Source organism: [Clostridium] saccharolyticum WM1 (genome assembly GCF_000144625.1).
GTDB lineage: Bacteria > Bacillota > Clostridia > Lachnospirales > Lachnospiraceae > Lacrimispora > Lacrimispora saccharolytica.
In genome coordinates this window covers 1,356,605-1,376,241 of the sequence record NC_014376.1, presented here as the reverse complement: position 1 = coordinate 1,376,241, position 19,637 = coordinate 1,356,605, and the positions used below count along the sequence as shown (strand labels likewise).

The following is a 19,637-nucleotide window of genomic DNA, read 5'->3' as shown; positions in this document are numbered from 1 at the left end:
AAAGAAAAAAGCGTCAGCACCACCCAGGCACCGAACGCTTTTGTTCCTTTAAATAAAACTGCACGTTTATGAACTTCTCATAAAATGATCATAACCAATCAAAATCTGCTTGTCAATGCTTATTTTTTAAGGGATGGCATCTTTTTCATCCGTTCTATGGCTTCTGCCGTATTTTCATAGGTACCAAATGCCGTCAAACGGAAATATCCCTCGCCGTTTGGTCCGAACCCGCTTCCAGGAGTTCCCACCACGCCGGCTTCCTCCAGCAAACGGTCAAAAAATTCCCAGGAGGTCATTCCTTCCGGCACCTTTAACCAAATATAAGGAGCATTGACACCTCCATAAACCTCATATCCGGCTTCCTTCAACCCAGTGTAGATGGTTTTGGCATTTCTCATATAGTAAGCTACCTGTTCTTTTAACTGAGCCTTTCCTTCTTCCGAATAGACCGCAGCGCCGGCCTTCTGAACGATGTAGGGCGCACCGTTAAATTTGGTCCCATGACGTCTGGCCCATAAGGAATGAAGGGCAACCCCTCCCCTTTCCAAGGCCTTTGGTATGACCGTAAAGCCCAGACGGACCCCGGTAAAGCCGGCATTTTTGGAAAAGGAGCGAAATTCAATGGCACAGGTTTCTGCACCCTGGATCTCAAAAATAGAATGCGGTACATCATCCTGGGCGATATAGGCCTCATAAGCGGCATCATAAAGGATCACTGCCCCCTTTTGATTGGCATAATCCACCCATACCTTCAGCTGGTCCCGTGTCAGGGTCGTACCAGTAGGATTGTTGGGAACGCATAAGTAAATCAGATCAGGCGTTTCCTGGGGAAGCTCCGGAACAAAATGGTTATGAGCCGTACATGGCATATAAATCACCCTGCTCCACCTGCCGGTTTCTTCCTCATATTCCCCTGTTCTTCCAGCCATGGCATTGGAATCCACATAAACCGGATAAACCGGATCGCAGACCGCAATACGGCAGCTCTCGTCAAAAATCTCCTGAATATTGCCGCAATCGCTTTTCGCCCCATCCGAGATAAAAATCTCGTCGGGGGATATGTTGCAGCCTCTGGCAGCGTAATCTTCCTTTGCAATGATTTCCCTTAAAAATCCATAGCCCAGATCCGGCGCATAGCCATGAAAGGTTTCTTTATGGCCCATTTCATCCACCGCTTCGTGAAGTGCGTAAGTAATGGCAGGCGCAATAGGCTGTGTTACATCACCGATCCCAAGCCGTATGATCCTTTTATCCGGATGTGCCTGGATATAGGCGTTTACCTTTTTTCCAATGGTGGAAAAAAGATAGCTTCCCGGAAGCTTTAAGTAGTTTTCATTGATTTTTACCATAAGTTCCTCCTGTTTCCTTACAGATTATTTATATCAAATTCTCCTTCAAAAACCTCAACCGCCGGCCCGGTCATGAACACATGGCCGCTTCCTTCCCGATCCCAGTGAATGGTCAGATTGCCGCCCTTTAATTCTACTTCAACCATATGGGCAGTGCGGCCGCTTAAGGCCGAGGCAACTGCACTGGCTGCTGCTCCTGTCCCGCAGGCCCAGGTCTCCCCGCTGCCCCGTTCCCATACCCGCATGCGAATGTAATTCCGGTTCACTACCTGGATAAATTCTGAATTCGTCCGTTCCGGAAAACGCTCATGGTGCTCAAAGGCAGGACCAATGGCCTCTAAATCCAGGCCGTCAATAAAATCCATATAATAAATGGCATGGGGATTGCCCATGGAGATACCGATAAATTCATACTCCATCCCGTTAACCCATATGGGTTCCGGCACCTGGCTGGTAACCTCCGGCACGCCCATGTCCACCGTAATACGGACAGCTTTTCCGTCCTCAGTGCTGACCTTTAGATGTTTGATTCCAGCACCGGTTTCCACGTTAAATTCCGTTTTTTCCACCAGTCCGTGATCGTAAACATATTTTCCAACACAGCGGATACCATTGCCGCACATCTGGCTCTCCGAGCCGTCCGCATTAAACATCCTCATACGGCAGTCCGCTGTTTCTGACGGACAGATAAGGATCAGACCATCGGAGCCGATGCCAAAATGGCGGTCACTGACCTTTTTCGCCAGCTTCTCCGGGGTTTCCACAATTTCCTCAAAACAATTAATATATACATAATCGTTGCCGATTCCCTGCATCTTCGTAAATTTCATCATTCTCTCCCATAGCTACCGATTGATCAGGCTCATGATCATCTGGGCGGTTTCCACCATATTGGTTCCGCTGTCCATGCTGCATTTCTGGATGTACCGGTGGGCATCAGTTTCGGACATATGGTTCCGTTCCATTAAAAGCTCCTTTGCCTGTTTGATCAATTCCTTTTCTTCGCTGCTCCGCTCCTTTGGCTGGCTTTTTAATTTCTTCCGTCTTTTGGCAAGAGAAGCTACCATCATTTCAAGAGTGCTTACCAGATCCTGGGCCTTTAATGGATGGCCCAGACAGACCACCCCCTCCGGCGCCCTGCCGCTCCACTGGCTGGGGGACACCAAAAGAAGCATCTGCATGCCTTTGGGAAGGCATTCATAAAGCTCATTAAACACCATATCTGCAAACCTGCAGCCGCATACTACGATTCCACTGCCCAATTCGTCGGCACTGTTTACCGCCTGGGCACCGGAGGTGCAGACCGCTGCTACCATAAAGCCGTTCCTTACAAGAATATTTCTAATATTTTTTGCATCCTCTTCTCTGGAAAATGCCACTATCACATTGGTCAAACACTCTCACCTCCAGATAACCGTATCAGAAAACAGAAACCATTAGTATTTATACAGGTATTCTTCCACTTCCCAATCTGTTACCTGGGCCCGGAACAGATGCCATTCGGTTTCCTTGGCCTCCAGGTATTTGGTAAAGATATGTTCGCCCAGCACTTTTTTCATAAAATCATCCTTGCGGAAGAACTCAATAGCTTCTCCCAGAGTTTCCGGAAGATGTTCCATTCCTTTTTCCAGAATTTCCTCCGGCAGCATGTCGAAAATGTTCCTGTCAACGCTCTCCGGAGGAGTCATCTCTTTTTCGATTCCATCAAGGCCGGCAGCCAGGCAGGCAGCCAGAGCCAGGTAAGGATTGACGGCAGGATCCGGGCAGCGAAGCTCAATCCTGGTTCCTGCGCCTCTGGAGGCGGGGATGCGGATCAGGGGGCTTCTGTTCGCCTTGGCCGACCATGCAATATAAACCGGTGCATCGTAACCGGGAACCAGGCGCTTATAGGAATTGACCAGAGGATTGGTGAGTATGGCCATCCCTTTCATGTGATAAAGGATACCGGCTATAAACTGATAGGCAACCTTACTTAAGCCAAGCTCATCGGATGCGTCCTCAAACATGTTCCTGCCCTTTAAATCAGACAGGGACATATTGATGTGCATCCCTGAGCCGTTGACGCCTGCCTTTGGCTTTGGCATAAAGGTAGCATGAAGTCCGTGGCGCTTTGCAATGGACTTCACTGCCATCTTAAAGGTCATGATGTTATCCGCCGTTACCATGCCCTCTGCATACTGAAAATCAATTTCATGCTGCCCCGGAGAAATTTCATGATGGGAAGCCTCAATCATGAATCCCATTTCTTCCAGGTTCAGCACGATATCCCGGCGGACATTCTCAGCCAGGTCAATGGGAGCCACATCAAAATAGCTTGCCATTTCATGAGTATCTGTTGTGGGGCGCCCCTCTTCATCGGTATGGAAAAGAAAGAATTCACATTCTGGCCCCGCATGGAATTCAAATCCCATATCCCTGGCCTTTTTCAATACTTTTTTAAGCACGAATCTGGGATCGCCTTCAAAAGGCGTCCTGTCCGGGCAATATACATCACACATTAAGCGGGCAACCTTCCCCTGCTGGGGACGCCATGGAAAGATCTCAAACGTATCAAGGTCCGGATAAAGGTACATATCGGATTCTTCTATTCTTACAAAGCCCTCAATGGAAGAGCCGTCAAACATGCATCGGTTCTCCAAAGCCTTATTAAGCATGCTTTTAGTAATGGCTACATTCTTCAGCATACCGAAAATGTCAGTGAACTGAAGGCGGATAAATTCCACATCTTCTTCCTCTACGATCCGGAATATATCTTCTTTGCTATATTTGCTCATATTGCGTTCTCCCTTCTCAACATCCAGAATTAAAAAGTCCAGTTTTCCTGCAAAAGCAAAAAGGGCAGGCAAAAACAGTCACCACATGGACCATCTTCGCACCACCCCGTCATATGTGTAAAATATAACAGCTTCAAAAAAATTTGTCAATGCTTTTATTTATGACTTTTATTTATGACTTTTATATCCTAAAGCCCGTATGGCATTTAATATCGCAAGCACGGAGACTCCTACGTCACCGAATACAGCCGCCCACATGGTGGCAATTCCTGCCGCTGAAAGTAAGAGTATGAGCACTTTCACCCCTATGGCAAAAATGATATTCTGCTTCACTATGACGGCTGTTTTCCTTGCGATTGCTATGGCATCAATAAGCTTTGACGGCTCATCGGTCATAATCACAACATCCGCAGCTTCCACTGCAGCATCGGAACCGATTCCTCCCATGGCAATTCCAACATCGGCGCGGGCTAGAACCGGTGCATCATTGATACCGTCGCCTACAAAGGCCAGGTTCTGTCCTTCCCGTTTCCTTGACAGCAGTTCTTCTACCTTGCCAACCTTATCACCGGGTAGCAGTCCGCCGTGAACCTCATCAAGTCCCAGCTGTTCCCCAACCGCCTGGCCCACCTCCGGCTTATCACCGGTCAGCATCACCAGTTTCCTGACCCCTGCTTCCCTTAAGCCCTTTAAGGCCATGGGAACATCCTCCCGGATGGTGTCGGAAATGGTAATAGAGCCAAGATAACGCCCGCTGTCAGCCACATAAAGAGAGGTTCCTGATACTGTCTCCTGGGCTGGAACTGTAATGCCCTGCTGTTCCATAAGCCTTGCATTGCCGATATAAAGTTCCTGTTCATTTCCTTCCTCTTTCAGCTCTGCCCTGATGCCGTATCCTGCAATTTCTTCCACCCCTCCGATTAAGGTCTCATCAACAGGCTTCCCATAGGCTTCCTTAACGGATAAAGCAATGGGATGGTTGGAGTGAAACTCTCCATGAGCCGCAAGCCTTAAAAGCTCTTCTTCGGTTCCTTCCACAGGGGCAACCCTTGTGACGCGGAATTTTCCTGTAGTAAGAGTTCCCGTTTTATCAAACACAACGGTATCCAGGGAAGCCATGGCTTCCAGGTAATTGCTTCCCTTCATAAGGATCCCGTGCCTGGAAGCAGCTCCCAGCCCTCCGAAAAAGCTTAAGGGAACGGAAATCACCAGAGCGCAGGGACAGGAAACCACCAGAAAGCTGCATGCACGGTATATCCAGGTCCCCCATGAGCCGCCTAAAAGGAGCGGAGGAACCACTGCAAGAATCAGGGCAAGAATTACTACAACCGGCGTATATACCCTTGCAAACCTGGTGATGAAGTTTTCCGCTTTTGCTTTTCGAAAGCTGGCATTTTCCACCAGCTCCAGGATTTTTGCCACTGTGGAGTCATCAAACAGTTTTGTTACCCGAACCTCCAAAACACCGTTTAAATTAATGGAGCCGCTGTATACCGCATCGTTTTCCTTTACTTCTACCGGCATGGATTCTCCTGTCAGGGCTTTTGTGTCCAGGCCTCCGGCACCCTTTACAACGATTCCGTCAAGAGGAACCTTTTCGCCCGGTTTTATCACGATAATATCCCCTACGGAAACCTCATACGGGTCTACTTTCTCTTCTCTGCCATCTTTGATAAGGTTGGCATATTCCGGATTAATATCCATAAGCTCGGTAATGGATTTTCTGGATTTGTTTACTGCGTAATCATTAAAGAGTTCGCCGATCTGGTAAAACAGCATAACTCCCACTGCTTCTTCCATAGCCCCAATGCCGATGGCACCGAAGGTGGCCACCGTCATAAGAAAATTCTCATCGAAAAACTGGCCGTTTTTAATATTGCGTGCCGCCTTTAAAGGAATGTCATATCCTGCTGCCAGATAGGAAACCAAAAAGAGCATCCAATACCAGGCCGTCTTTTCCTCCCAAAGCATTCCTGCTGCAAAAAACAGGGCGCTGGCTGCAAGCCTTATTGCCATCCGTTTCTGTTTCTTCGTCATAACTGCTCCTTTGCTCTTACCGAAGTACCTTAAATTCTGCTTCCGGTTCAATTTTATTTGATATCTTTTTGGCTGCCTCCAGAATTTCATCAGTCTTTCCGTCCTGGACTTCCATGGTCATCCTCTGGGTCATAAAGCTGATTGATGCGCTTTCCACACCATCCAGCTTTTTTACCTCTTCTTCAATCTTGGCCGCACAATTGGCACAGCATAAACCTTCCAGCTTAATAATCTTCTTCATAACCGCTTCTCTCCTTTTTGACTCTTCATTCTTTTCTTATTCAATTCTTCACTCACTAATATGCTCCATACCCTGGGCCAGAATTGTCTCAATATGACCATCGGCCAGTGAATAGAATACGGTTTTTCCCTCTCTTCGGAACTTTACCAGTCGCATCTGCTTCAGCACCCGGAGCTGATGGGAAATAGCTGACTGCCCCATCTTTAAAAGATTGGCGATATCGCATACACACATCTCCGACCTGCTGAGCACATAAAGGATTTTTATCCTGGTTGCATCTCCAAATACTTTGAAAAAATCCGCCAGATCAAGAAGCTCCTGCTCCTGGGGCATAGCCTCCAGAACATGATTCACCACCTCTTCATGAACGCAGATAAAATCACATTGGTCAATTTCACAGTCCTGAATGCTTTTCTTAATGTCCTGCTCCATTTGGAACCTCCTTCATCTTATTATTAATATATGAATATCTGTTCATATGTTTATATTATCACATTTTCAGGAAAAGTCAACCATTTTTTTACTTACTTGACAGCCTGTTATGGCAGTGGTAGACTTAAAGTCCTTTTCCAATCTAATTTCACATCTTACATAAAGGAAAAGAGAATATTGATACCACGGTAGAGTCCCCGGAAAAAGAGAATCTCTTCTTTCGGAGAGCAGCGTTTCCATAGCATTCACTGGCGGCGCTCACCGCTTGGCAAGATATTAGGACCCTTTTCAACCGGTTATGACAGGATTTTTTCATTGCATAAAGCTGCCCGCTGCCGGAAGGAACAGGTTCACAAATATTACTACCAGGAGGAACTTTTATGATTCAAGTGGAACACATGAACAAGACCTTCAAGGTCACAAGAAGAAGTGCCGGCTTTTCTGAAGCAGTCAAGGCCCTTTTTCACAGAGAGGCGGAACGCATCCACGCCCTTTACGATATCTCCTTTACCATAGGAGACGGAGAAATGGTAGGCTATATTGGCCCCAATGGCGCTGGAAAAAGCTCCACCATTAAGATTCTAAGCGGAATCCTTACACCGGACGACGGTATCTGCCGGATCAATGGCCGGATTCCATGGAAGGAACGAAAGGCACATGTTAAGGACATAGGCGTTGTCTTCGGACAGCGAAGCCAGCTTTGGTGGGATGTTCCCATCCTGGATTCCTATGAACTGCTCCGCGACATCTATGAAATCCCCACACCCCAATACCAGGAAACCCTGGACGAGCTGACAGAACTTTTGTACTTAGGAGAGCTCTTGCGCACACCTGCCAGACATCTGTCCTTAGGCCAGAGGATGCGCTGCGAGATTGCAGCTTCCCTTCTCCACAGACCAAAAATCCTTTTTCTGGATGAACCCACCATCGGCCTTGATGCAGTCTCCAAGCTGGCGGTCCGGGATTTTATCCGAAAGCAGAACCAGAAGCATAAAACCACGGTGCTTCTCACCACTCATGATATGCAGGACATTGACGCCCTGGCAGACAGGGTCCTTTTAATCGGAAAAGGAAGGCTGCTTTTAGACGGCGCCCTGTCCGATTTAAAATCCCACCGCCCCAGGGAAGATGCCACACTGGATGAAATCATTGCCGCCCTTTACCGGGATTACAGGATATAGGAGGGAAAGCCATGAAAAAATACTGGTCTTTTTTCCGCATCCGTTTTATCCGGGGACTTCAGTACCGGGCAGCAGCCCTTTCCGGAATGGTGACTCAGTTCGTATGGGGAACCATGGAGATTCTTTTATTCCGTGCCTTTTATGAGGCTGCACCGGAAAGCTTTCCCATGGAGTTTCAGGCACTTTCTACCTATGTGTGGCTGCAGCAGGCCTTTCTGGCCCTTTACATGACCTGGTTCTGGGAATCTGAGCTGTTTGATTCCATCACAACTGGTAACGTGGCCTATGAATTATGCCGCCCGGTCCGCCTTTATGATATGTGGTTTGCCAGAGGCCTGGCGGTCCGTCTTTCCAAAGCAGTCCTGCGGTGCATGCCAATTCTGCTGTTTGCCTGGCTGCTGCCGGACCCCTATGGCCTGGCACTGCCCGGAAGCTTCCATACATGGTTCTTCACCCTTTTATCCATGACCCTTGGACTTCTTTTTGTCGTTGCCTTCGGCATGACCGTATACATGTCCGTTTTTTACACCATTTCCTCCCAGGGGATCAAACTAATCGTCACCTCTCTTTCCGAGTTTTTAAGCGGCGCGGTCATTCCGCTTCCCTTTCTTCCGGATGGAATCCGGCAGGTGGTGAATTTTCTGCCCTTTGCATCGGCTCAGAACGTTCCCTTCCGGATATTCGGCGGAGACTTAAATGGGCAAGATATGTATGTCAGTCTTCTGGTACAGGTGTTCTGGCTGGCAGTGTTTCTGATTATCGGACGGACCATGGAGCGCAATGCTTTAAAACGTGTTGTGATCCAGGGCGGTTGAAAGGAGGCAAACTATGAAATCCATCCGGTTATATGAAAAATATCTGCTCATGCATTTAAAAAGCATGATGCAGCATAAAACCTCCTTCTTTTTCACCACCATAGGGCAGTTTCTCATATCCTTTAATATATTTCTTGGGGTTCTTTTTATGATGGATCGTTTTAATGAGGTAAAGGGATTTTCCTATGGGGAGGTTCTCCTTTGCTTTTCCATTACACTTATGGCCTTTACCATAGCCGAAACCGTATTCCGGAGCCTGGACACCTTTGAGACCATCATCGGAAACGGAGAATTTGACCGCATCCTTTTAAAACCAAGAGACAGCTTATTTCTGGTTCTGTGCAGTAAAATAGAGCTGACCAGAATGGGCCGGCTTATGCAGGCTGTGATCATGCTTGCCTACGGACTGCACTCCAGTACCATCGTCTGGACCCCTGTCCGCGCCCTTACTGTTGTTCTTATGATCACTGGAGGTGTGGCAGTGTTTGCCGGCATTTACCTGATTTTTGCCTCCATATGCTTCTTTACCCTGGAAGGCCTGGAATTTATGAATATATTCACAGACGGAGCAAGAGAATATGGAAAATATCCCATCGGCATCTATGGGAAGACACTTTTTACCATATGTACCTATCTGGTCCCCTTTGCCCTGTTTCAGTATTATCCTTTTTTATTTCTTACAGGCAGGACTTCTAACCCATGGTACAGCCTTCTTCCGTTGGCCGCCTGTTTATTTTTGGTTCCTGCGGGTTTCCTATGGAACTTCGGACTATCCCGGTATCAGTCGACCGGATCTTAAACAATAGCAAAAAGACCAGGGAGCAGGCGGAATTCATAAATCCGCCTGCTCCCTGGTCTTTTTTACGGTAGAATGATCATGGCAAACCACAAAATCATTCTACCCCTTCGTATGTCAACGGCTTATTCGCCTCCCTTTTTTTCAAAACCCGGTCAAACACCAGCAATGTCACGGTCACCGATACCAAAACACTGATGAAATCCGATACCGGTTCCGTATAAAATATTTTGTCGATCCCAAACCATACGGGAATAAGGGCGGCTCCGCCTAAAAATATTACCTTCCGGAACATGGAAAGAGAAATAGCCACCTTTGCTACTCCCATTCCCACAAACCCATCTACCACCGCATACTGCAGCGCAAGAGGTATAATGCCCATGGTATAAATCTTAATGGCCCAGACCGTCAGCTCCACATAAGCCTCATTCTGGGTAAAAATGCGGACAAAGTATTGGGGAACCGTATGAGCCAGGATAAACATGATGGTGGTAAAACCAAGGGCAAGGCTTGAAATATGAATGCCTGCCTTCTTAATCCTGTCCGGCCTTCCTGCCCCGTAATTATAGCCTAGTATGGTTTGTGTTCCTCCTGTAATTCCCCCAAGAGGCATGGTGACCATAAGCATAAAGCTCTGTACAATGGTCATGCAGGTAAGGAGCATGTCTCCCTGGCTCTCTCCGCCGTACCGCTGAATCAGCATGTTTAAGGATATGATCAAAACATTGTCAAATGCAATAATAAGAAAGGGGCTTAAGCCCAGCATCAGCACACGCTTCATAACCTGCCAGTCATAATTGCCAAAGGTGATCCGAATGGGGGGCTTGTCTCCAAACAGGAACCGGAGAACATAAAAGCAGGAAGCCATCTGAGACAGCACCGTAGCGATTGCAGCTCCCCGTACTTCCAGGCCAAATACGAACATGAATACAGGGTCCAGCACAATGTTGCAAACAGCCCCCAGAAGAACAGATTTCATACCGGTCTTTGCAAAGCCCTGACAGATGATGAACTGATTCATCCCCGTAGACAAAAGTGCAAAAACAGTCCCCAGAAGGCATATGGTAATGTAATCATTGGCATAAGAAAAGGTGGCTTCGCTGGCTCCAAACCACATCAGCAGCTTTTCCTTTGCCAAAAAAGAAGAAATAGTAAACAGCACCGATAAAACCGCTAAAAGTAAAAAGCAGTTTGCCAGTATCTGACTGGCAGCCCGCTGGTTTTTCTCGCCCATGCGGATGCTCATCAGAGGGGAGCCGCCTACGCCCACTAAAAAAGCCACAGAAGAGATCATGGTAATAATGGGGCCGCAGATTCCTACGCCTGCCAATGAAATCTCACCGGTTCCGGCGATGTTCCCTATGTACATCCGGTCTACAATGCTGTAAAAAACACTAACAAACTGGGCCAGCATGGAGGGAATCGCAAGCCTCCACACCAGGCCCCTGATTTGATCTGTATCTAAATTATTTTCTGTTTTCACTTCATAACTCCGTTAATCCGGTCACTGGACCATGGCCCCGTCAGCCCCAAAGGTATAGGAAGCTCCGTCAATATTCATGGTGGTATCATGAATCATGATGCCATTGGAATCCAGATAATACCAGATTCCTTCCACCTGGACCCAGCCGGTCTGTTTTATATAATTCTTTGTATAATATTTATTTCCGTCAATGGTCTTCCAGCCCTCGGAAGGGATGAGAGCCCCGTAATCTGCAAAGGAAAATTCAAGGGTCACATCTCCGCTGATTCCTTCCACTTTTCCCTGATCCGTACACTGCCAGATGGTTCGGTTCTTAAAATTGTTGACGGTCCCGTACCTGGCATACCATACATCATATGGGACCTGGTCCATATCAATGTAATTGGTCAGCCACTGGTTATTGGCATAGACAATGGGACGATAGCCTGCATCGGCAATCGTCTTGCAGAACGCATTGATGTTATCCGTAATCTGCTGCTTTGACAGATGATTGTCAAGAAGGTGCTGGGATTCCACATCATAGGCAATGGGATAGGAAACCTGGTAATCCTTAACCATCCGAAGCACATATTTGGCTTCCTCCACGGCAGTCTGGGTATCTAGAGCCTGGGTATAAAAAAACACTCCGGTTTTAAGCCCGTTAGCCGCCGCTCCCTCCATGTTTATCGTATAGTAGGGATCCCTGTCATTGAGATAACCGATGCGTACCATGGCAAAGGATACTCCGTCCTGCGCCACCTTCTTCCAGTCGATCCCTCCATTTGACTCATTCTGGCGGTTCTGGTACTTTGTTACGGTAATTCCCTTAGCTATTGCACCTGCAATGGGAAGGCCGGAGGCATCCACATATTGTCCGTTTTCCAGCTTCCAGGCTTCCGCAGAAAATCCGGTGGCCGGTGCTGCCGTTGTCATGAAACACATAAGGCCTGCCGCTAGGCATAAGACCGCTTTCCGTTTTGTATTCTTTTTCATCATTTCCTCTTTCCTGCCCACGCTTTTCAGGCATAAAGGCATACCCCCAGGGTGTTTATTCTTCAATGATTCATCCGATGTTAATCTGTCCCTCTGCGAAAGGCATTGATGTCATGGATCAATGTCTTAACGCTGTCAATAAATGAATCAAAGGCTCCGAATTCATATAGATTTATAAGCAGCATGCCAACGGGTACTGCTAAGATCATGCCGGCGATCCCGCTTATCTTAAATCCCAGATATAAAAACAGCAGCGTCATGAGAGGGTCCAGCCCCATGGTATCGCCTACGATCTTAGGCTGTATGACCTGCCTTAGCACAAGAGTCAGTACATAGATGACCAGCAGGCCGAAGCCAAAGGCATACTCCCCTGCCACAAGGCGGATCACCGCCCAGGGAATCAGAATGGTACCTGTTCCCAAAATCGGCAGGAAATCAAGAATGGATATGATAATTGCAAGAAGCAGCGCATAATTTACTCCCAATACCAGAAACCCTGCCGCAAGCACCGCTGCAATGATAAACATGATTTTAAACTGGGCAAGAAAATAGCCGCCTACCAGTCGCTTTGCGTCCTTTTTTAAATACCGGAAATACTTGGTCCCTCCAGCCGGGATATAGGGACGGATCACTTCCATGATCTTATCCCGGTCCACAATAAAGAGGTAGGAGGAAAAGATCGTAACAATGGTGTAAACCAGGGCAGCCGGTATGCTCTTTACCACATTTCCTGCCACCGTCACAGTAGGAGAGGCAATCTTTTGGACCATTACGTTTAAATATTCGCCTATATGGGTAAAAAACTGGTTCACGGATACCTGAATGTTCTCTGGCAAAAACTGCAAAAGCCCTTCCACCTGCAAAAGCAGCTTCTGGATCTCAATCCAGGCGGATTCATAATACTTGGGAATATCTCCTGCAAAACCCGCCGCTTCCGATATCAGCTTGGAAAGCAGAAAATAGAGCACTGTAATAATCAGGGCCAGTACTGCCACTACGATCATTACGGAACTGTGTTTTCTAACGATTTTCAGCCGTTTCTCCAGAAAACGCACCAAGGGATTTGCAATGACCGCTATGATCCAGCCTATGACAAAGGGCAGAAAGAAATTTAATAGCCTTGGTCCCCACACACAAATTAAATATAAAAATAAAATCGGTATAATAATATTGAGAATCAGTCTGCAATACTTTTTTACTTGTTCCATTTTCATCACCTGCTTACATGATACTCCCCAAATACCTTCCTGACAAACGAATAAATTCTAAAGATATTCTTTCAAAAAACGGTACAGTTTTTCCATCTCTTCATCTGTTCCGATGGTAATTCGCAGGTAATTGTCAATCCTAGGCTGCTTAAAGTACCTGACAAAGATATTTTGTTCCCTGAGAGCCATGTAAATTTCCTCGGCGCGTCTTTCCCTGTGAGATGCAAAGATGAAATTTGCCATAGAATCCGGGAATGTAAATCCCAGCTCCTTAAGCCAGCCCTTGGCCGTCTCCCTTGTGCATCTAATCTTTTTAAGCGTATCCATAAAATATCTTTCATCCTCAAGAGCTTTTGCTCCCAGAACCAGAGAGGGGATATTCATGGTGTAGGAATTATAGGAATATTTTACATCGTTTAACCTGCGGATCAGCTCTGGATGCCCGAAAGCACAGCCGATTCTCATTCCGGCCATGGAACGTGATTTGCTGAAGGTCTGCACCACCAGAAGGTTCTCGTATTTTTCAGTCAGCCTAATGGCGCTTTCCCCTCCGAAATCAATGTAGGCTTCATCTACGATTACCACTGACTCCTGATTATGGGCAATGATATCCTCTGCTTCTGAAAGAGGCATAAGAAGTCCTGTAGGCGCATTGGGGTTTGGAAATATGATTCCCCCATTTTCCCTGTAATAATCTTCCTTTTTTATGCGGAATTCCATATCAAGAGCAGGCGTCTCATACGGAATCTTAAATAAATCCGCCCATACCTTGTAAAAAGAATAACTCACATCAGGAAACAGTATGGGCTTATGGGAATTAAAAAAGGTCATAAAAGCCACTGCGATCACATCATCAGAACCCACTCCCACAAAGATCCGTTCCTCATCTGCCTCATATGCCTTTGACAGGGCTTTAATCAGAACCGTTGCGGCCGGATCAGGATATTTGCGGAACCAGTCGCAGTCCATCCGTTCCATAGCCTCCCTGACGCCCGGAGCCGGCGGATATGGATTTTCATTGGTATTCAGCTTTATTAATTTTTCTCCCTTTGGCTGCTCTCCCGGTACATAGGGGGCCACTCTGCGGATGTTTGCTTCCCATGGTCTCATTGCACTTTCCCCCTTTTTTCTGTAAGGCCATATTCTTCTGCTATCTTCTGAAATGCAGGAAGAGCGCGTTCTATCTGTTCATAGGATACGCAGTAAGCGATCCTGACATAACCCGGACATGCAAAGGAAGTTCCGGGCACCAACAGCACCCGGTGCTTTTTGCAGGCCTGGCAGAATTCCTTATCATCCACCGGTGCCTTTACGAATAAGTAAAAAGCTCCTTCCGGTTTAATACAGTCAAACCCATATTCTCTTAAGCTGCTGTAAAGAAGCTCCCTGTTCCTGTTATAAGCTTCCAGATTTACCTGTTCATCCACGCAGCGCACGATCACCCGCTGCATAAGAGAGGGAGCATTGACGCAGCCAAGGACCCGGGTTGCAATGGCAGCCGCCGCAATGACCTTCCGGGAATCCTCTACCTCTTGGGGAATCACCAGATATCCGATCCGCTCCCCGGGAAGGGATAAGGATTTACTGTAGGAATAGCAGACGACTGTGTTGTGATAAAATGGAGTGACATAGGGAACCTCCACCCCGTCATAGGCCAGTTCCCTGTAAGGTTCATCAGAGATCAGAAGGATCTGGGTTCCAAGGGTCTCTTCCTTTTCCAAAAGAATGGCAGCAATTCTGCGGAGGGTCTCTGCAGAATAAACCACACCCGCAGGATTATTGGGAGTATTGATGATCACAGCCTTTGTCTTTGGAGTGATCCGCTTTTCAAATTCCTTAAGATCAGGCTGAAAGGTGTCCGTATCCGGGGGAACAACAACGAGAACACCTTCATAATTCCTGACATAGGAGCCATATTCCATAAAATATGGCGCAAACACCAGAACCTCATCGCCTGGATCCAATATGGTTTTTAATATGACATTCATTCCGCCGGCTGCTCCAACGGTCATAAGAATATTTTCCAGATGAAAATGAGTCCCGAACCGCCTGTTTAAGGACTGGGCAACTGCAGCTCTGGCATCTTCAAATCCTGCGTTGCTCATATATCCGTGAACGTAAGTGGTTTCCTCTTCCCTGATAATGTCAAGAATGGCCTGGTTCACCGCCGGCGGAGCCGGTACATTGGGATTTCCAAGGCTGAAATCATAGACATTCTCCCTGCCGTATTCGGCAGCCATCTTCTTACCTTCCTCAAACATGGCACGGATGGCGGAATTATTCTCTACAAGGGGTCTCATCTTGTCTGCTATCATAATCTTATCCCTTTCCTTTTTACTGCCTGTCAGGCGTTCTTACTGATTGCTATGCTTTTTCATGATTACATTCACCGTTCGCGCCGATGAGCAAGCTTCATAGCGCTCTCTTGCGCTCATTATATCACAAGTGCTGGAAGCGGTCTATTCATATTACAAACTTCCCTTTTTTGAAATCTGCCTGGCCTGGGAAAGAGCCGTTCTGGCTTTTTCACAGCAGTCTGCAAGATCCTTATCCTGTGTCTCTATCATAACAAAAGCGGTGTTGAGCCGATACAGGGATTCTTCCGCACCTCCTGTAAGCTCCCGGGCCAAAGCCCCAGTTACCCGCTTCAGCTTATTTTCCATATCGATTTTCCGGATATTTTTACATAGAACCATTGCCTCATAAACGCCGTTTAAGCAGATGATATCGTCTTCTCTAAAAAATTGTTTCAGGCTTTCCATGTATGGGGCAAAAAATGGTTTTCCAGCATTGCAGTCTTCCTCTTCCGGCCCTACAATCTCAAACAGGATCAGAGCCGAAGGCAGAAAGCGGCGGTGAGCCAGATATGCCTCCATCATGGAAGCGGCAGCCTGGCTGTCAGGAATCCCATTCATCAATTCGGGCATTCCCAATGTCATCCGCTCCATCTGATTCAGCATCTTCCTGCTGCATTCGATCTGCCTGCGCAGCTCCACGATTTCATCGATGTGCAGCATTACTCCGTATAAAAAGCTGCCATCTGCTTTCACCGTCAGCTTGGAATGGCATAGAATCCAGATATAGCCGCTTTTTGAGAGGACCCGGAATTCCACCCCTCTTAAGTTTTCCTCCGGCTTTAAGTCTTTTGTCAGCTCATAGACCTTTTCACGGTCCTCCGGATGGATCATAGCCATAAACCGGCTGCCAAACCGTTCTTCCAATTCCTCTTTTGAATAATCCACGATTTCCATAAAACGGAGGCTGGTATAAAGCAGCTCCATGTGTTCCGATCTTTTGCAACGGAAATACCCTCCAGGCATTCCGGAGCCTAAAAATTCCAGTTCATCGTTTTTTAACTGAAGGACCTGATTGGTATCCTGCAGCTTTTTCTGGGCCAAAAGAGTATCACTGATATCCATACAAACATTTACAACGGCCAGCCTTCCATCCTCTGCCTGGACCACACGGCTTTTTGTCATGACCCACAGCCAGCTTCCATCCCGTTTTTTCATACGGTGGCGGAAGGCATATTCCATGCCCGGCGATATATAATGGAAGATGGATTCCCGGATCCGCCTCAAATCCTCTGGATGAATGAGGTTGGCGATCTTTCCATCCACAGCCTTAGTAAATAACTCATAAGTATCATATTCCAGAAGGCGGAGCAGTTCATTGTTGACAAAATACAAAGGCAGATCCTTTTCACAGTAAACCCCAAGAAGAACGCCGGGAGCGATCTGGGCGAATATGGCACCGGCTGCCCACTCATTTTCCTGGGCAATGTTTTCAAAAGAAAGGTCTCTTCCGGAAAGCCTTAAGACATCTCCCAGAATTTTTTGGGAGTCCTCCAGCTTCTGGCGCTGCTCCATCTGCTCTGTGGCATCTCTTACCGAACCATAGTACAGACGGTGCTCATCCTGCTCCCGCAAAAAGAATACCCGCAGATGCACCCACATCAGTTCACCGCCCGGACGGTATTGCCGGAAAATCCCTTCTCCTCCGCGAAGGGGATTGGTGTATGCGCTTTCAAAAATGTTCAGGACCCAGTCCATGTCATCCTTATAAACCTTATTTAGGAGAAACCACCTGTGTTCTTCCATATCTGCCGGGTTATCTCCTGTAATCCGGTAATATTCCTGGTTTACCCGGAGAATCTCGCACCGGTCCTCATACACCTCGTACAGGGCAATCGCTCCCAGCATGTTATTGAGCATTGCCTCGCTGGTTATGTTCTCATTAAACAGATCCTCCAGCTTCAGCTGCCCGATCTGGCTGGTCTGGATCCCTCCGTAATCCACATTTTCCTCCTCCATCAGGAGCCGTTCCGCTTCCCCCAAAGGAAGCGGTTTATAATAATAATATCCCTGCCCGTATATGCAGCCGATATTTCTTAAAAAATCTACCTGCTCCTTTTTTTCCACCCCTTCTGCAATGATTTTCATCTGCATGACCCTTGCCATTCTAACAATGGTCTCTAAGATCCCCATTCCACGGCTTTGGCTGTTTTCATTCATATCCAGAAATTTGGTGTCGATCTTAATGACATCTACGTTAACATCCTTCAGCATGTTAAGGGAGGAATAACCGCTGCCAAAATCATCCATAAACACCGGAAAGCCCGCTTTACGCAGATCCTCCAGCACCCTGCGGATCTTATCATCATCCTCCGCATAAGCGCTTTCCGTGATCTCTATTTCCAGGTATCTGGGATCAATCTCATACCGGCTCACCAGCTCCTTGAACTTTTCAACCACATCAATGGCGTAGATATCCATGCGTGACATATTGACGGAAATGGGGACCAGCCTTTTCCCTTCCCTGATCCAGGCGTTCAGCTGCCTGCATACCATTTCCCAGATATAGATATCCAAATAGGTGATAAACCCGTTCTGTTCCAAAAGAGGAATAAACTCTCCCGGAGAGATCAGTCCCCGCAGAGGATGCTGCCATCTGACCAGGGTTTCCAGTCCTATGATCTTTCCAGTAAGCATATTGCACTGAGGCTGGAGGTAAAATATAAACTCTCTTTTCTCCAGAGCCCGCTGGATCTCCGAAAGAAGAAGCTGATCCTTTTCCATCTTCTGCTTCATTCCCGGATCATACCAGCCCATGCGCCTGGCGTAATTGCCCTTTACGGAATTCAAAGCGATGGCCGCCCTGTCATACATCATGCTGACCGAAAGGCTGCTGTTTTCTATCCGGTATATGCCGAAAGCCGGCAAAAAGCCCGCATTTCCCCCATACTGCCTGACATAGTTGTTAATCTCCTTTTCCAGGCCTTTTAATATGGAAATGTCTTCCGGAAGAATAATAATAAAATCGTCTCCCCCCATATAACCTGCAATGGTGTTATACAGCAATTCCAAAGATTTTAAATGCTTGCCGATCTTGATTAAGAAGCGGTCCCCTTCCTCTTCCCCGTACCACTCGTTAAACAGTTTAAAGTGTTCAATATCAATGGCTACCATCACATATGTTCCGTCCAGCCGTTCTTTCAAAAGCTGCTCCGCCTTCTCAAAAAAAGGGCCGTAACGGAAAAGCCCGGTCATGGAGTCTGTTTCTTCCCGCATCTCCCGAAGCTTTTTCTGTTCTTCTTCTTCCAACTTCTTCCTTCGGTCAATATCCTGGACATAACACATGATGACTGGTTCCGCGCAGTCCCCGCAACGGAATAAGACAGCGATCACTCTGACCCAGCAATGGTCTCCGTTTACCAGCAGCTTACGGAATTCCCCCTTCATCACCTTTCCGCTGGCGTGGAGCCGGTCCAGCAAGGTGGATTCCTCCCAGAATTTTAAAAACTTTTCCTTGTCTTCCGGGTGGATCATGTGGTCCGCCACCTTCGTGAGCAGGGAATCCAACCGTCCTTCTACCTGGGGAATCCGGAATTTGTCCTTTTGATAAAACAGGATCTTATAGGTATTTGCAGCAACATTCAGCTCAAAAAGTTCATCATAAACGGTATTGTCTGTCAGATGATAAAAAAGATTTTTATTCTTCTCATCAACGGGCCGGAACATAATAAGCCTGCACCCGCCGTGTCCTGGCCAGTCGATGAGAGCAGAAGATACATCCATCCAAAGTTCTAAAACAGAATTATAAAATATCACATGATCGGATTTCTGGGTTGTACCCGGACAGTCCCTGCAGGGTGCCAGACCTTTCCCGATCCCCTGATAACAAAACATCCCCTCTTTTAAATCCGGATAATATGATTTGGCCGCATCATTCAGATAAACGATCCTGTAGTCCTGGTCCACTATGTAAATACCGGCCTCTCCACTTTCATCCGACAAACGATTCATACACTCCCGCCTCTCCTGCATTACACTATCTACGCACCATATAA

Annotated in this window: 16 protein-coding genes; 3 read left to right on the top strand and 13 right to left on the bottom strand. The window is 47.2% G+C overall.

The annotated features are described in order from the left end of the window. Positions 1-119 precede the first annotated feature (119 nt). The 7 genes from CLOSA_RS06495 to CLOSA_RS06465 form a co-directional block, all read right to left on the bottom strand. Positions 120-1,349 (bottom strand): LL-diaminopimelate aminotransferase, encoded by a 1,230-nt coding sequence (locus CLOSA_RS06495; protein ID WP_013271973.1) that lies wholly within the window; start codon positions 1,347-1,349, stop codon positions 120-122. 17 nt (positions 1,350-1,366) lie between these two features. Next, positions 1,367-2,179, bottom strand: coding sequence for a diaminopimelate epimerase (dapF, locus tag CLOSA_RS06490; protein ID WP_013271972.1), 813 nt, complete (start codon positions 2,177-2,179; stop codon positions 1,367-1,369). A 15-nt stretch (positions 2,180-2,194) separates the two neighbouring features. Further along, positions 2,195-2,743, bottom strand: coding sequence for an ANTAR domain-containing response regulator (locus tag CLOSA_RS06485; protein ID WP_013271971.1), 549 nt, complete (start codon positions 2,741-2,743; stop codon positions 2,195-2,197). A 42-nt stretch (positions 2,744-2,785) separates the two neighbouring features. After that, positions 2,786-4,123, bottom strand: a complete 1,338-nt coding sequence (gene glnA, locus CLOSA_RS06480) for a type I glutamate--ammonia ligase (protein WP_013271970.1) — start codon at positions 4,121-4,123, stop codon at positions 2,786-2,788. Positions 4,124-4,291: 168 nt separating this feature from the next. After that, positions 4,292-6,160 carry a heavy metal translocating P-type ATPase gene (locus CLOSA_RS06475; RefSeq protein ID WP_013271969.1) on the bottom strand — a complete coding sequence of 623 codons (1,869 nt, stop codon included), beginning with the start codon at positions 6,158-6,160 and terminating at the stop codon, positions 4,292-4,294. A gap of 16 nt (positions 6,161-6,176) precedes the next feature. Next, the gene (locus tag CLOSA_RS06470) at positions 6,177-6,401 is read right to left on the bottom strand and encodes a cation transporter (RefSeq protein ID WP_013271968.1); all 225 of its coding nucleotides are present in this window, start codon (positions 6,399-6,401) and stop codon (positions 6,177-6,179) included. Between the two features lie 48 nt (positions 6,402-6,449). Then, positions 6,450-6,833 (bottom strand): ArsR/SmtB family transcription factor, encoded by a 384-nt coding sequence (locus CLOSA_RS06465; protein WP_013271967.1) that lies wholly within the window; start codon positions 6,831-6,833, stop codon positions 6,450-6,452. 380 nt (positions 6,834-7,213) lie between these two features. On the opposite strand from CLOSA_RS06465, the gene CLOSA_RS06460 reads away from it, so the two are divergent. Genes CLOSA_RS06460 through CLOSA_RS06450 form a run of 3 tightly spaced genes read left to right on the top strand, consistent with a single transcriptional unit; the run spans position 7,214 to position 9,628 of the window. Continuing rightward, positions 7,214-8,014, top strand: coding sequence for an ABC transporter ATP-binding protein (locus tag CLOSA_RS06460; protein ID WP_013271966.1), 801 nt, complete (start codon positions 7,214-7,216; stop codon positions 8,012-8,014). An 11-nt stretch (positions 8,015-8,025) separates the two neighbouring features. Continuing rightward, positions 8,026-8,829 carry an ABC transporter permease gene (locus tag CLOSA_RS06455; RefSeq protein WP_013271965.1) on the top strand — a complete coding sequence of 268 codons (804 nt, stop codon included), beginning with the start codon at positions 8,026-8,028 and terminating at the stop codon, positions 8,827-8,829. A gap of 13 nt (positions 8,830-8,842) precedes the next feature. Next, complete coding sequence (locus tag CLOSA_RS06450; RefSeq protein WP_013271964.1) at positions 8,843-9,628, top strand: ABC transporter permease; 786 nt, start codon at positions 8,843-8,845, stop codon at positions 9,626-9,628. Positions 9,629-9,722: 94 nt separating this feature from the next. Here CLOSA_RS06450 and CLOSA_RS06445 read toward each other — a convergent pair whose 3' ends face one another. The 6 genes from CLOSA_RS06445 to CLOSA_RS06420 all read right to left on the bottom strand — a co-directional run bounded on the left by CLOSA_RS06445 (position 9,723) and on the right by CLOSA_RS06420 (position 19,593). Then, positions 9,723-11,108, bottom strand: coding sequence for an MATE family efflux transporter (locus tag CLOSA_RS06445; protein WP_013271963.1), 1,386 nt, complete (start codon positions 11,106-11,108; stop codon positions 9,723-9,725). Between the two features lie 21 nt (positions 11,109-11,129). Further along, complete coding sequence (locus tag CLOSA_RS06440) at positions 11,130-12,080, bottom strand: glycoside hydrolase family 25 protein (RefSeq protein ID WP_013271962.1); 951 nt, start codon at positions 12,078-12,080, stop codon at positions 11,130-11,132. Between the two features lie 80 nt (positions 12,081-12,160). Next, positions 12,161-13,288, bottom strand: a complete 1,128-nt coding sequence (gene ytvI, locus CLOSA_RS06435; protein WP_013271961.1) for a sporulation integral membrane protein YtvI — start codon at positions 13,286-13,288, stop codon at positions 12,161-12,163. A gap of 57 nt (positions 13,289-13,345) precedes the next feature. Next, positions 13,346-14,398: a histidinol-phosphate transaminase gene (gene hisC, locus CLOSA_RS06430; protein ID WP_013271960.1), complete on the bottom strand. Its 1,053-nt coding sequence runs from the start codon at positions 14,396-14,398 to the stop codon at positions 13,346-13,348. Continuing rightward, positions 14,395-15,603, bottom strand: coding sequence for a pyridoxal phosphate-dependent aminotransferase (locus CLOSA_RS06425; protein ID WP_013271959.1), 1,209 nt, complete (start codon positions 15,601-15,603; stop codon positions 14,395-14,397). Before CLOSA_RS06425 ends, hisC begins: the two co-directional genes overlap by 4 nt. A 153-nt stretch (positions 15,604-15,756) precedes the next feature. Beyond that, positions 15,757-19,593, bottom strand: a complete 3,837-nt coding sequence (locus CLOSA_RS06420; protein WP_013271958.1) for an EAL domain-containing protein — start codon at positions 19,591-19,593, stop codon at positions 15,757-15,759. Between the last annotated feature and the right edge of the window lie 44 nt (positions 19,594-19,637).